General features: G+C 37.4%; 15 protein-coding genes. 1 reads left to right on the top strand and 14 read right to left on the bottom strand.

The annotated features are described in order from the left end of the window. Positions 1–111 precede the first annotated feature (111 nt). A complete protein-coding gene (locus tag QUE18_RS01875) occupies positions 112–828 on the top strand; it encodes an adaptor protein MecA (protein ID WP_015530665.1) in 717 nt (238 codons plus the stop codon). Positions 829–1053: 225 nt separating this feature from the next. Here the strand turns inward: QUE18_RS01875 and QUE18_RS01870 are convergent, their stop codons facing one another. The 14 genes from QUE18_RS01870 to QUE18_RS01805 form a co-directional block, all read right to left on the bottom strand. After that, positions 1054–2100 (bottom strand): galactitol-1-phosphate 5-dehydrogenase, encoded by a 1047-nt coding sequence (locus QUE18_RS01870; RefSeq protein WP_008393949.1) that lies wholly within the window; start codon positions 2098–2100, stop codon positions 1054–1056. Between the two features lie 69 nt (positions 2101–2169). Further along, positions 2170–2640 carry a PTS sugar transporter subunit IIB gene (locus QUE18_RS01865; RefSeq protein ID WP_008393948.1) on the bottom strand — a complete coding sequence of 157 codons (471 nt, stop codon included), beginning with the start codon at positions 2638–2640 and terminating at the stop codon, positions 2170–2172. 13 nt (positions 2641–2653) lie between these two features. Continuing rightward, entirely contained in the window at positions 2654–3652 is a 999-nt protein-coding gene (locus QUE18_RS01860) for a galactitol-1-phosphate 5-dehydrogenase (RefSeq protein WP_009203277.1), read from the bottom strand. 145 nt (positions 3653–3797) lie between these two features. Then, entirely contained in the window at positions 3798–4358 is a 561-nt protein-coding gene (hxlB, locus tag QUE18_RS01855) for a 6-phospho-3-hexuloisomerase (protein ID WP_040344104.1), read from the bottom strand. A gap of 9 nt (positions 4359–4367) precedes the next feature. Further along, positions 4368–5063, bottom strand: a complete 696-nt coding sequence (gene alsE, locus QUE18_RS01850) for a D-allulose 6-phosphate 3-epimerase (protein WP_008393944.1) — start codon at positions 5061–5063, stop codon at positions 4368–4370. After that, positions 5047–6111, bottom strand: a complete 1065-nt coding sequence (locus QUE18_RS01845) for a galactitol-1-phosphate 5-dehydrogenase (protein ID WP_008393943.1) — start codon at positions 6109–6111, stop codon at positions 5047–5049. Before QUE18_RS01845 ends, alsE begins: the two co-directional genes overlap by 17 nt. A gap of 10 nt (positions 6112–6121) precedes the next feature. After that, positions 6122–6511: a PTS sugar transporter subunit IIA gene (locus QUE18_RS01840; protein WP_008393942.1), complete on the bottom strand. Its 390-nt coding sequence runs from the start codon at positions 6509–6511 to the stop codon at positions 6122–6124. 55 nt (positions 6512–6566) lie between these two features. Beyond that, on the bottom strand, positions 6567–7403 hold the full coding sequence (locus QUE18_RS01835) for a PTS system mannose/fructose/sorbose family transporter subunit IID (protein WP_008393941.1): 837 nt from the start codon (positions 7401–7403) through the stop codon (positions 6567–6569). Positions 7404–7406: 3 nt separating this feature from the next. Beyond that, positions 7407–8153: a PTS mannose/fructose/sorbose/N-acetylgalactosamine transporter subunit IIC gene (locus QUE18_RS01830; protein WP_040344106.1), complete on the bottom strand. Its 747-nt coding sequence runs from the start codon at positions 8151–8153 to the stop codon at positions 7407–7409. 111 nt (positions 8154–8264) lie between these two features. Beyond that, positions 8265–9275 (bottom strand): zinc-dependent alcohol dehydrogenase family protein, encoded by a 1011-nt coding sequence (locus tag QUE18_RS01825; RefSeq protein WP_009203280.1) that lies wholly within the window; start codon positions 9273–9275, stop codon positions 8265–8267. Between the two features lie 102 nt (positions 9276–9377). Then, the gene (locus QUE18_RS01820; RefSeq protein ID WP_009203281.1) at positions 9378–10808 is read right to left on the bottom strand and encodes a PTS ascorbate transporter subunit IIC; all 1431 of its coding nucleotides are present in this window, start codon (positions 10806–10808) and stop codon (positions 9378–9380) included. Beyond that, positions 10805–11101, bottom strand: coding sequence for a PTS sugar transporter subunit IIB (locus QUE18_RS01815; protein ID WP_008393935.1), 297 nt, complete (start codon positions 11099–11101; stop codon positions 10805–10807). Before QUE18_RS01815 ends, QUE18_RS01820 begins: the two co-directional genes overlap by 4 nt. Before the next feature lies 1 nt (position 11102). Continuing rightward, positions 11103–11513 carry a PTS sugar transporter subunit IIA gene (locus QUE18_RS01810; protein ID WP_242852702.1) on the bottom strand — a complete coding sequence of 137 codons (411 nt, stop codon included), beginning with the start codon at positions 11511–11513 and terminating at the stop codon, positions 11103–11105. Between the two features lie 10 nt (positions 11514–11523). Next, complete coding sequence (locus tag QUE18_RS01805) at positions 11524–13446, bottom strand: BglG family transcription antiterminator (RefSeq protein ID WP_009203283.1); 1923 nt, start codon at positions 13444–13446, stop codon at positions 11524–11526. Positions 13447–13808 lie beyond the last annotated feature (362 nt).

Here is a 13808-nt window from a genome sequence, read left to right as displayed (position 1 = left end):
TGGAAATTATTTCAAGCTATTTATGGATAAAATTGTAAATTTCTTGAAAAAGCTTTACACACCGCAAAAGTAATACTATAATAACATCAAAGTAGTAAAGGAGTGATGATTATGAAAATAGAACGTATCAGTGATAATCAGATCCGATGTACTTTAAATAAAGAAGACTTAGAAGGAAAGGAAACTCTGTTAAGTGAACTGGCTTTTGGTTCTGAGAAGGCAAAGGGTCTGTTCCGGGAATTGATGAATAAGGCAGCCACAGAGCTTGGATTTGAAACAAGTGAAGATAATCCTTTGATGGTTGAGGCAATTCCTGTATCCAAAGAATGTCTGATCCTTGTGATCACAAGAGTGGATAACCCGGAGGATTTCCGTGAACATTATAAAAAACTGCCGAAAAGTCTATTGGCTGGACAGCTCGCGGGAGCTGATGAAGACATTTTATCTAATCTTCCAGATCTGCTTTCAGACTTTGGAAAATCCGCATTTTCAGCAGATTCAGGAAATGATATGAAACGTGTACTCGCCGATGATGGAGTTGGCATCTTTGCTTTTACTTCTCTCGATGACGTTGCATTTGCTTCAAAGTTACTGAACAAGTACAGCCTGTCCAGTACTTTATATAAAGATTCTGAAAACCAGTGCTACTATCTTTCATTGACGGATCTTGACGATTCGCCGAACAGCACGGTCATGGATGAGATTCATCAGCTTTTATCAGAATATTGCAAACGTCTGCCAAACACATATGCAACGAAAGCTTTATTTAATGAACATCTGACGACGATTATTGAAAAACAGGCCGTTGAAGAAATGGCTGCTTATTAAAACAAAAATAAACTTAAAACAAGAAAAAGGAATTCCCGTGGAGATTGGAATTCCTTTTTCTTTCTCAATTTATGATACATAGTATACCTAAGAACAATATAGTAATATATTTGTTCCGTTATTTGCACAATAACACACTCGTTGATAAGAGACAATATTGAAATCATATTTTTATAAAAATGGCATACTATAATCGTTCATTTTACAGTATGCCATTTCTAAATTCTATTCTCTATCTGTATAAATTGCTTTGCAGATTGTTACCTTATGATCATGAATATCATCAAATAATTGTTTCAAATGATCTAAATCTGAACGGTGTGTAATCAAATCTAATACTTCCAGTTTTCCTTCATTTAACATATCAACAGTATATTTCCATTCATTAAATGGAAGATCGCTGTAATAGTTATTCCATACACCTGTAAAACGTAATTCTTTTCGAAGGATCATACTGTGCTGGTCTAATTTGATCGTTGTATCTCTATGTGGATTTCCAAGAAGTGTTACCATCGCAAATGGTTTGCTACACTCAATGGCCTGATTCAAAGCTGCTGATGTACCAGTTCCTTCAATAACTACATCCGCCATTTTTCCTTTTGTCAACTTGCTGACTTCTTCCACACAATCCTGTTTCATGGCATTAATCACTGTAAATCCGCGTTCTCTTGCAAATTCCGCTTTTTCTTCATCAATATCTACAAGAATCACTTTCGTTCCAAACATCTTACACCATCTTCCGATCAGAATACCGATTGGACCAGCTCCGAATACAACAACAGTGTCTCCACCCTTGACTTCTCCTTTTCGAATGGCATGAAGTGCTACAGTTGCAGGTTCAACAATTGATAATTCTTCCATTGTTGTCTTAGGATTATTGGAAACAACCAAATGCCAATCGGATGGAAGCAGGCAATATTCTGCAAATCCACCATCAGTTCTTGAACCTAGATTATGATAATCACTACACTGTGCATACTGACCAATCTGACAGCTATCACATTGTCCACACGGAACAACTGGATATACAGCTCCAACCTTACCAATCAGATCAGGATCTGCATCTTCTCCAACAGCTACAACAGTTCCGGCATATTCATGTCCAAGTGTCACTGGGTATACTTTAGTTCCAAGTTCATATACTCGCGGAATATCTGATCCACAAATTCCACAAGCTCCAACTTTGATCAGGATTTCTTTTCCCCTTGGCTGTGGTTTTTCCACTTCTTCTAAACGAAAATCATTGATTGCATGCAATCGCATCGCTTTCATGGTCCTACCTTCTTTCTTCTACTCAGTTCTTTTCTGTCCGATATCTTCTATCTTTGTACTCGGTGTCTATTATAAAATGTCTTTGACTTCTACAACTTTGTCTGCAGGAATTACCTGAATCTTAACATCAATTCCTTTATCTAAGAATTCTTTAATTGCTTCTCTTTCTGCTGGACTTGCTGCAATATTTTTATACAGTGTTGTTCTGTCGTTGTTGATTCCCATTCCACCAAGGTTGATCGCTTCAAGTTCTACTCCACGATCGATTATTCCTTTGTATGAAACTGGTGATTTTGCAAGAAGAATTGTTGGTTTGCTTAATCCTGCTTGTAATACTTCTGCTGCTTTTTCTTCTGTAAATACTTTTACTTTCACGCCAGTTGGTGCTGCCATTTCAAGTACTGTGATCATAAATTCATCTTTGGCTACTTTATTATCAATTACTATGATTTCTTTTGCTGGAAGTAATTTCATCCATGCTGTCATAACCTGTCCGTGAATTAATCGATCGTCTACTCTTGCTAATAATACATTTTCCATATGTATACCCTCCTTACATTTCTGGTTTGATTAATATTTTATAGAAAAATTCTGATTTATCTTTCATCAGTTTCACTGCTTTTAATGTGTCTTCTAATGGTATTCTGTGAGAAATGAACGGTTCTGTTTTGATCACTCCTGCATTTATTGCATCAAGGCTCTGTTTCCATGCATGATGCGGGAATTCTTTGAATTCAAAACTCCATGTACCTTTGATCGTAATCTGAAAACGTAAGATCTTTTCAAATGTCTGGTTTTCAATCTCTAAAGAATGTACTGGTCTTCCTACCAGTCCTAAAGTTCCTTCCATTCTTAATAAGCTGATTGCCTGTTTAAATGCTGCACCTGCACCTGATGCTTCAAATGCCCGGTCGATTCCTGTTCCATTTGTTTTTTCTTTTACGATTGCATCAATATCATCTTTTCCGATGCATAGTGCATCAACTAATCCCATGGATTTTGCGATTTCAACTTTCTTTTCATCAAGATCGATCGCAAATACATGTTTTGCTCCAAATGCTTTTGCCCACTGTGCTACGAAGATTCCGATGGCCCAGAGTCCAAAGACTGCTACACTGTCACCATAATTAACTCTGCAGTTCTGCACAACATGAAGTGCCACACTGATCGGCTCTAAGAATGCAACTGCCTCTTCATCTACATTTTCTGGTACAAATAACAGATTAGATTCTGGTACTTTTACATATTCTGCAAATCCACCATCATTTCTTGATCCTAAAAAATCATAATGTTCGCACTGTGCATACTGACCTGTTTCACAAGATTTACATGTCTTACATGGAATCAATGGAATCACTGCAACTCTTTTTCCACAGAGTTCTTTGGATACTCCTGATCCTGCTTCTGCAATCGTTCCTCCAAATTCATGTCCTGGAATTGTTGGGAAATGATATGTTCCTGTTTCTAATACTCGTGGAATATCTGATCCACAAACACCACATGCGGAAACTTTTACTAAAACATCTTTTTCTCTAAGTTCTGGAATTGGCACCTATTCACACACTAAATCTCCTACACCGTGTAAAACTGCTGCTTTCATTGTTCCTTCCATTTTTATGTCAGTCCCTTCCTAATCTGATTCTTTCTTCTGTCTTACTTCATTTGGTCTTTGTTTTAACTTTAATAAAATTTTGTATTTATTCTAAGTTTGCATGCATCTTCCATAACGCATGAACATCTTCAATCTGCTTCTTCTCTACGATCATGCTCGCCACAGAATCTTCTAATAATAAAAGGCTCTGTTCAAACAAGCTACTCATAACCTGCTCTGATTTTACTTCATCTTCCAAACCTAATTTCGTACTGCATGGAATTCGTACAAATAAGTCTTCATATTCTTTCATGGAACTGTGTTCATTGGAACCAATATGCACAATCTTTGCATTGTATTTCTTTGCGATCTTCATGATCTCAAGTGGTACGACACTTTCTCCAGAACCAGATCCTACAACTAGTACATCATGTTCTGTAATCGCTGGTTCATCGATTGCTCCTACATAGTTTGCTTTGATTCCAAGATGGTTTAAACGTTTTGCAAATGCCTGAAGCATAAGTAACACTCTTCCGACACCTACGACAAATACCTGTTGGGCATCACAGATCATATCAACAAACTGTTCTACCTCTTCTTCTTTCACAGCCCCAAGGCTTTTTTCTAATTCATCTAATACAATTTGTTTCTTTTCCTGATATCCCATAATATTCACCTAGCCTATTGCCTCATCAAAATTATGTTTCATTATCTCTACTGCCTTGTGAATATCTGAATCAATGCTAAATAAACCTGATCCGCCTAAAATATAGATATCTGCTCCTGCTTCTTTTAAGCGTTTGAATGTTTTTGGATTACAAGATCCATCAATCTGAATCTTATAATGATATCCATTTTCTTCACGAAGTTTCTTTGCTTCTGCAATCTTATCTAACATTTCTTCAATAAATGGTTGCCCTGAAAATCCTACATCGACTGTCATAATCGTTAACAGATCGACTCTGTTTAAATAATGTTTTACAGATTCCAGCGTTGTCGCTGGATTTAATACCAGTCCTCTCTTGCAGCCTAATCTTTCAATTTCATTATAGATACGGTATGCATCTCCATTGATGGTTTCTGCATGTACAGAAATGATATCTGCTCCCGCTTCTGCGACTGTTTCAATCCAGTCATTTGGTTCGGTTGTCATCAAATGTACATCCATTGGTAATTTGCTGACTTTTTTAAACGATTTGATTAAATCTGGGGAGAGTGTGATATTCTTACAGAAATGTCCGTCCATGATATCGATATGGTACATTCCCACAGATTCATTTAATACTTCTAACTGTTCTTTAATCTTTAAAAAATCCATACACATTAAAGATACTGCAATCTGATCTTTGTTCATCTTATTCATCCTTTCCATCTTCTTTACTGCTGTACATTGCTTTACAAATCGTGATATTATGCTGATAAATATCGGTAAACAGCCGTTCCATCTGATCAAGTGGTGCTTTATGTGTAATCAGGTCATCGACTTTGAATTTCTCCTGATCCATCATCTCCACTGTATATTTCCATTCATTTCTTGGTGTACTTGCATAATAGGAATTCCATACACCATGAATGTTGATTTCTTTTCTTAGGATCTGGCTGTGGTTTGCCAGCTGGATTTCTGTATTTTTGTTTGGATTTCCAAGCAGTGCGATCGTTCCAAATGGTTTTACATATTCAATGGATTGATTAAAACCTGCTGAACTTCCTGTTCCTTCAATCACCGCATCTACCTGTTTTTTTCCAGTTACTTTTTCCAGATAATCGCCAATATCTTCTTTCAGTGAATTTACAATATTTAAATCTCTTTCTTTTGCAAATTCTGTTTTTTGCTCATCAATGTCTACCAGTATGACATGTTTTGCTCCAAAAATTTCTGCCCATCTTGCTGCCATAATTCCAATTGGTCCGGCTCCAAAGATCAATACGTTATCTCCTGCAGTCACCTCAGCACGTCTCACTGCGTGCTGGGCAACGGTTGCAGGTTCTACCATGGCAAGTGCTTCACTCGTGACATCTTTATTTTCTGAAAAGATCAGGTGCCACTTTGATGGAATGATACAATACTGCGCAAATCCTCCATCACATCTTGAGCCAAGATAATTATAGTTTGTACACTGGGCATAATGCCCTGTCTCGCAACTTTCACATTGTCTGCAAGGAATTAACGGAAATACACTTGCCTTCTTCCCTATGATGTCTTTATCTTCCTGTCTTGCTGTATCGACGATAACCCCTGAGAATTCATGTCCGATCGTAATCGGAAATGTATGAGCTCCAAGTTCAAATACTCTCGGAATGTCGGAACCGCAGATTCCACAGGCTTCCACCTTCATTAAAATTTCATCATCTTTGATATCTCTTAATTCAACATCTTCATACTTGAAATCACCAATTTTATGTAATCTCATTGCTTTCATATTAAAACGCCTACCTTTTTAATGTTTTGATTCCTTCTGTTCCTGCCTGTTCACAAAGGATTGCCAGTTCATCCATCGTAATCTCATCAGATTTTTGCAGTGCTGCTGTAATCAGCATTGCCATATTTAATCCTGTTACGATATGAACATTTAATTCTTCACTTAGCATACAGATCGTATTAAATGGTGTACCACCCATTAAGTCAACGAATACTACAACTCCATCTCCAGTATCTAATCTCTGAATCGTTTCTCTTAATTCTTCTTTGTATGTATCTGGGCTGACTCCTGGCTTTAAGGAAACACTTTCTGTTTGCTCCATTGTTCCTGCTACCATGGAAACACTATCTAAAATTCCTTCACATAATCCTCCATGGCTGATTACTGCGATTCCTACCATTTTTATTTCTCCTTCTATAACTTACAATTCATTCTCCTATCATTTTCTTCTTATCTTATGAAGCAACGGCTAAGATTCCTGTTAAGGAAGCAATGATTCCGACTACAAATAAGATAACGATAATATAGGTTGCTTTTACTTTCTTGTTCAATAATTTCCATACTAATAATGTTGCTAATAATGGAAGCATTCCTGGTAATAGTGAATCCAAAATGTTCTGGAAGTTGATTGCTACCTGACCAATCTTAAATGCGATTGGTGTCTTGATCGTTACACGGGTTGCTGCCATGTTTCCGACTACCATCAGACCTACGATACTAAAGATTTCTGTGATCTTATTTAATGTTCCCGCACTTAAAATTTTTAAGATTGCTGATTTACCTTGTTTATATCCCATCATGTACATTGCATATCCCATACCTAACATTAAGATCTTATATGCAATTTCAAAGATGATTGGTCCTGCAATATTTCCTGCTAATGCAAGACTACATGCGATACCAGCAAGGATTGGATAAGCGATTCCCTGTGAAACTGTATCACCGATACCAGCCATAGGTCCCATCAGACCTGTACGTACTGCATTGATATCTTCTGCATCAATATCTGCACCATTGGCTGCCTGCTCTTCCATAGATGCTGCAACACCATGGATAACTGTTCCGATCCAAGATGGCTCTGTGTTGAAGAATACTGTGTATTTCTTTAATGCTTTTGCCTGTTCTTCTTTTGTCTTATATAAACGACGTACGATTGGTACCATTGCATTTGTAGTTCCAAGTGCCTGAAGTCGTTCATAGTTGTAGCAGGTTTCACTGGAATATCCTAACAACCAGTGTTTTACCAAATCTTTTTTCTGTAATTTTACCTGTTCTTTCTTTTCTTCTGCCATTGTTTATTCCTCCTCTCCTTCTTTCTTCATTGTGAATAAGTAGATTAAGACACCAACGCATGCTGCGAAGATTGTGATTGCCATTGTGTCCAATTTGGCATATACAGTTGCGAAGTATCCAATGAAGAAAAATGCAACGATCTTTTTCTTAGCAAGAAAACTTAATAACATTGCGATTCCTAATGCTGGCATTAATGCACCTACAACGTTTAATGCATCGATGATATTCTGTGGAATTGCTGCAAGTGCTTTTGTTGCAAAATCTCCTCCGAAATAAACTAAGCAAAATGCTGGCACTCCATAAAGAATTGTTGATGTGATTCCTGATGGTACATAGTTCATTAAACGAACACCTGTAATATTTCCCTGTTCCAGATATTTATCTGCTTTATGTACCCAAAAAGCGTTGATAGTCATATATGCCTGATTGATCAAAATACCTAATAAACTAAATGGCACTGCAAATGTTGGTGCTAAACTTGGTGATGCTCCAGAAATAATTGTTAATGCTGTACCGAAGACTCCGGCTACCATTAAGTTTCCTGGCATTGTACCTCCGGCTGTGATCCATCCTAAATAAGTAAGCTGGATGTAAGCGGCTGCTTTCATACCATTGATTGGGTCCCCCATAACGACTGCTACCATGAATCCTGCCCAGATTGGATACAGCCATGTTCTTGTGATTGTGTGGCTGAACCACCATTGGCTTCCGATCGCAATAAGGGCAACTAAGATTGCTGAAATTAACATATACATATCCTCCTTTGCGTTAATTTTTGCTGATTTATTTTATGTCTATATTGTATCGTTACTCGTACACTGCTGCCATACCAATTGATTTCATCAATGTGGCAACTTCTATCAGGAAATGTGTACCAGAACTTTTCCGTATCTTGAATCCTTTTGTGTTCTCAGCTCTACTTCCGCTTCTTCTAACTGGATTTCTTTGCTGATAAACATAGAAGCTGAGAACTGATTACTTGATAATAAACGTACGGCACGCTCCATTGTATGCGGATTTACATAGGATGCACGGATCGTCAGTTCTTTTCTAAATGCTTCATATGGATAAAAATCGATGGCTTCTCCTTCTTTACCAAGGCCAAATAAAACAATCGTCGCACATTTTCCTGCAACCTCAAATGCTGTCCGCATTGTTACCTTTGCACCAACACATTCCATGACTTTATCAACATTTTGAATTCCATTTTGTGCAATTACCGTTTCCACATTTTCCACATTTGGATTGATAAATAAAGTTGCGCCGTAATCTTTGGCACTTTCTCTTTTATTTTCCTGTGTTTCTATGACGATGATATGTGATGCACCAGCAATACTGCAAAGTTTTACCATCATACTTCCGATCATTCCCATTCCAATCACTACAACAACATCGCCTAACTTCACATCCAGCAGATCCATTCCATGAAGGCAGCAGGATAATGGCTCCGCCAGTGCTGCTTCTCTAAGGCTTAAATGATCAGGAATATGATATACATTTGACTCTGGAGGGCAAATATATTGTGCAAATCCTTTTACCACACCTTTTCCGTTCTCGCACATATGCGGCATATTATTTTTACAAAAAAAACATGCCCCACATCCCCAGTTTGGATCAGCGACTACGCGGTCTCCAACTTTAAAATGTGTTACATGTTTTCCTGTTTCTACAACAACTCCAGACACTTCATGACCTAAAGGAACTGGCGGTTTCATTGGATGTGATCCACACTGTCCATGAAATTTGTGTACATCTGTCCCACAGACTCCGCAATACTTCACTGCGATCTTTACACCATCTTCCTTAAGCTCTGGTTCTGGAAATTCTGCCACTCTGAAATCTTCTACACCGTAATAAACTCCTGCTTTCATTTTAAAACCTCCTACTCATTTTGTGTAAGTTTATTTTAAACACTGTCAAAAACCTTTATCCAGTCCAATTGATTTCCTCTAATGTGGCAATCTATTCTTTATTCATTTATTTTTGCCTTGCGGCTTTTTATTTTTTCTTGGTTTATTCTTTTTATTCTTCTCTGGTTTCATTCCATACTGATACCATTCTTCCCCTTCTTCACGATTTACAAGCATCTCTGGAATCAAGATGATGATGATAATGATACCGATCAAGATCGTCAGCATTCCCCATGGACCAACCCTCTTGATATACTTTCCAAGAATCAATCCTACAAGTCCGATATCTGGTTCCGGAAATGTAACATGCTCTGTGGCAAACTGCCCGATATATGGAAGAAATAATTCCGGAAGTACTGACATTATCACACCTGCCACAAAACCTCCAAGCACTGCTCCTCGTCTTCCACCTGTGGAATTACCGTATACTCCGGCAGTTGCCCCGACAAAGAAATGTGCCATAATCCCTGGAATAATAACTGTGATCTGGCATGCGATCATCACACCCATGGATACTAATCCTCCAACAAATGATGCAAGGAACCCTACCATCAGGGAATTCGGTGCATAAGTAAATACAACCGGACAATCAACTGCTGGCTTTGCATCTGGAATCCATGTGTCCGCAATACCTTTGATCGCAGGTACAATCTCATTGATAAACCAACGGATTCCCGTTGTGATTATCACAAATCCTACCGTAAATGTCAGTGCCTGTAAAACAGCATAGGTCAGGTAACTCTTTCCATCTGATAAGTTTGATTCCACATAAGATCTTCCACTTGCACATGCTGCAACCACATAAAATAAGATCATAGTAACCGATACGGTAATAGATGAATCACGCAAAAAGGCCAGTTTCTTCGGGAATTTCATATCTTCTGCAGATTTTGAATTCTCTCCGTATATCTTTCCAAGCCATGCTGCTAGAAAATACACCATACCACCAAAATGTCCCACTGCTATCTTATCTGTCTTGCATATTTTTTCTGTATATGATTGTAATACTGCCGGTGAAAATACCATAGAAATTCCGAGAGCCAGACTTCCTAACACATAAACCATGATTCCATGAACATTCATTGAAGTTAATACGACAACGATCATGCTCGCCATGTAAAGCGTCTGCTGTCCTGTCAGAAACACATAATGGAATCTCGTGATCCTTGCCAGAACCAGATTTACCAACATTCCAAGGATCATGATCACTGCAATCTGTGTTCCATAACGATCCACTACAATTCCTGAAATTCCTTCAACACTCAGGATCAATCCAGTGGTATGAAAACCTCTCTTCATCATAAGTCCAAACGATGCTACTGCTTCTGATATGATATTCCCGCCGATACTGATGATCATAAATCCGATCATCGCTTTTAACGTTCCTTTTACAACGACCTCAAATCCTTTTCGCTGTAAAACCAAACCGATAAATACGATGACACCAATCAAGATTACCGGTTCTAATAAGAAGTCACGGACTATATCGATCATTCAAACGTCTCCTCTATATCTGCTTTTAATTTGTCATATAACTTATGTTCCAGCTCATCCATATCCACAATGGAATCCAATACGATCAGATTCGGAAGATAACTCAGCGTATCTTCCAGATCTTTTGCTGTAATGAAATAATCTGCATCTTCTTCTGACACCTCAAATACTGCTCCATGCGTTGTCTTATACTTATCCTGAAGTCCCCATTTTTGAAGCAGTGTTCCAATATTGATTTCTACAAAAAAACTTGATCCGAGTCCTGTTCCACATACTGTCATTATAGTCTTCATATCATTCTCCTATCAATTCCAAGAGTTCTTTCTCATCCTTGATTTCTTCTAATCTTTTCATTTTCTCTTCATCGTTGCAAAAATTAGCAATTCGATGAAGATTCTTAAAATGTTCCATCTCACCCTTTGCTGCGATCGTGATGAAAACTCTTACCTGATTATTGAAAAATCTGACTTTATTTTTTACCATCAATACGCACATTCCTGATTTTATTGCCCCGTCCTCTGTCCTGGCATGTGGCATGCAGATTCCTTTGCCAAGGTAAAAATATCCGCCGTATTTCTCGATATTATCTAAAATTGCCTGATAATAAGTATGGTTGACCGCCCCCTTCTCTTCCAGAATATCACAAGTCATCTTAATTGCACTCTGATAATCTTTAACCTCCTCTATCACTCGTGTACAAATCATATCCAGTCTCCTATCTGATTTCCCTGATGTCATCATAATTTGTTACATTCTTAAGCTTTGCTACATTGTCTTCTTTCATTAAAATCTGCATAAGTTCCACAAGATTCTTGTTCTCTTCTTTGCTTGCGATCACAATGATCACTTTCACATCTACCTTGCTTTTTGTCCCGAATTCAATTGGTTTGGCAAGTTTCAGCAATGACATATGATCTTCATTCACATGCTCTGGTGATGCATGCACAAATGCAATCTCTGGAATAAATACCATGTAGTTTCCTATCGTCTGAATGATCTTTATGATGTCATCAACATACTCTTTCTGAATATAATTATATTGTATCAATGGATCTGCCGCAACCTGTAGAGCCTCTTTCCAATCTGAAATTTTGAGATTAAACTTACAACAATCTTTTTGGAATAACTCTTCCATTGGCATCTTATGAATTGCCTCCATCTGCTTTGCCAAGTGCTCATTTCTTCGATTATAAGATAAATTGGTAAGGTTCCTTCGGATCACATTGACATCTTCTGCATTTAGAAGTGGATTTACCTCGATCACTTTATATTGATTCATTTTCAATGGTACTGTACTGATGATAAAATCCGGATTGATATTTTCTGCCTCTTTTATCACATCACTGACTCTGCAGGTAGAAATAACATTCAGTTCCGGAACGATCATATGTAACCGCTGTTTTAACAGCACTGCCGTTGATAATCCGCTGTTGCATACAACAATGACATTTACTGTAAAGTTCATATTATAATTTTCCTGAAACAATGTCTCAAAATACATCGTAGTATATGCGATCTCTGTTTCTGGAAATACTACGTCAAACATGGCTTCGTATTCTCTTAAGATCTTCTTTGTGATTTCATACACAAATAAAGAAGAATATTTAATATCTTCCATCAGAGGATTTTCAATCTCAATGTGATTCTTCAGACGATAAATAGCTACTTTTAGATGCATCATGATCTGAGTACTGATATCCTGTCCTATTTTCATATCAATCTTCGTAATCCTGCAAAATTCCTGAATCAGACTCTGCGTTGCCATCATGATCTTTCGGTCCTCGATTGTGTCTTCCAGAGATATTCCTTTAATCTTCTTTGATGCATTGAGCAGCATGATCATATATAAAATATCACCTTCTGTTACTTGTATTTCTTCTCTTTTAAGGATCTCTTCTATGATCTGAAAATTATCTGGCTTTTCTCTTCCTCTAAGATATCCTGTATCTCCTCCCATATAAAATCCGTCAAAAGCCCTGTTTAACGTTATCAGAATCATGTTCTTTAACTCTTTTACAGAATCATCCGAATACTTAATCCTCTCATTATCCTCAATCTTATAGATAATCTCTTCTGGAATCTCTTCTTTGATCACTGTATATTCTTTAATAATCTCATCCAGATTGATCGTCTTTTGTTTTGTGATCTTTAAATAGATATTAAATACCATATTTCGGATTTTTTCTTCATCTCCGCTGATCGTTAATCCATAATACGACTTTCTTTCCAATGTAATTCCATAATATTCAAATAATGCTTCGACACTGTTTAAATCTTCCACCAGTGTATTCTTGCTCACTTCCATCTGATCTGCTAACTGTTCGATCGTTGTCTTGTCAGTTAAGATCAGCATCATTGCAATCACGACCGCACGCTCATCTCTGGAATATTCTTTCATATCATTCGTATACAAAATGGAATCCAGTCCTACCTTCTCCAGAAATTCAAGACGGATTCCAAGTCTTGGTGTTCTCTCAATCTTGATTGGTAAATCTTTTGTTGAATATTCAATGGCGTCCAGATCATTTCGGATTGTTCTGGAACTGATGGAAAATTCCTCTGCCAGTTCTTTGGTTGTTGTATATTCTTCTCGTTTTTCCAGATATTTTAGTAATTCTATCTGCCTTGTTGTCAACATCTGCTTTTCACCTCATATCTTATTTTGGTGTTATTTTATCCTTATCACAAACGATATTCCAAAAAGGACAGATATTTTAAAGAAACAAAAATACCTATCCTCTTTTTCTATGAGCTATGCTACACCAATTTTCAATTCATTTCTATACCAAACTTTTTCCTTATATGTGGAAATCATTCGTGATTCTCCCATAAAATCAAAACCTCCAGCTTAACCTGTATGTGCTAAACTATCGATATCCATTTGGATAACTTCCTTTGATTTTATGTGGTTGGTGAACCATCATAATTATATCACTGGAGGTTTTTTACTGTAAGCTTAAGCAATGCTGACTTACCGGCCTAGCCGGTGGTTTATTCGTT

Origin of the sequence: Anaerostipes hadrus ATCC 29173 = JCM 17467 (genome assembly GCF_030296915.1) — a bacterium.
Lineage (GTDB): Bacteria > Bacillota > Clostridia > Lachnospirales > Lachnospiraceae > Anaerostipes > Anaerostipes hadrus.
Note: the sequence above shows the minus strand (reverse complement) of the source record. Positions and strands in the feature narration are given on the sequence as shown.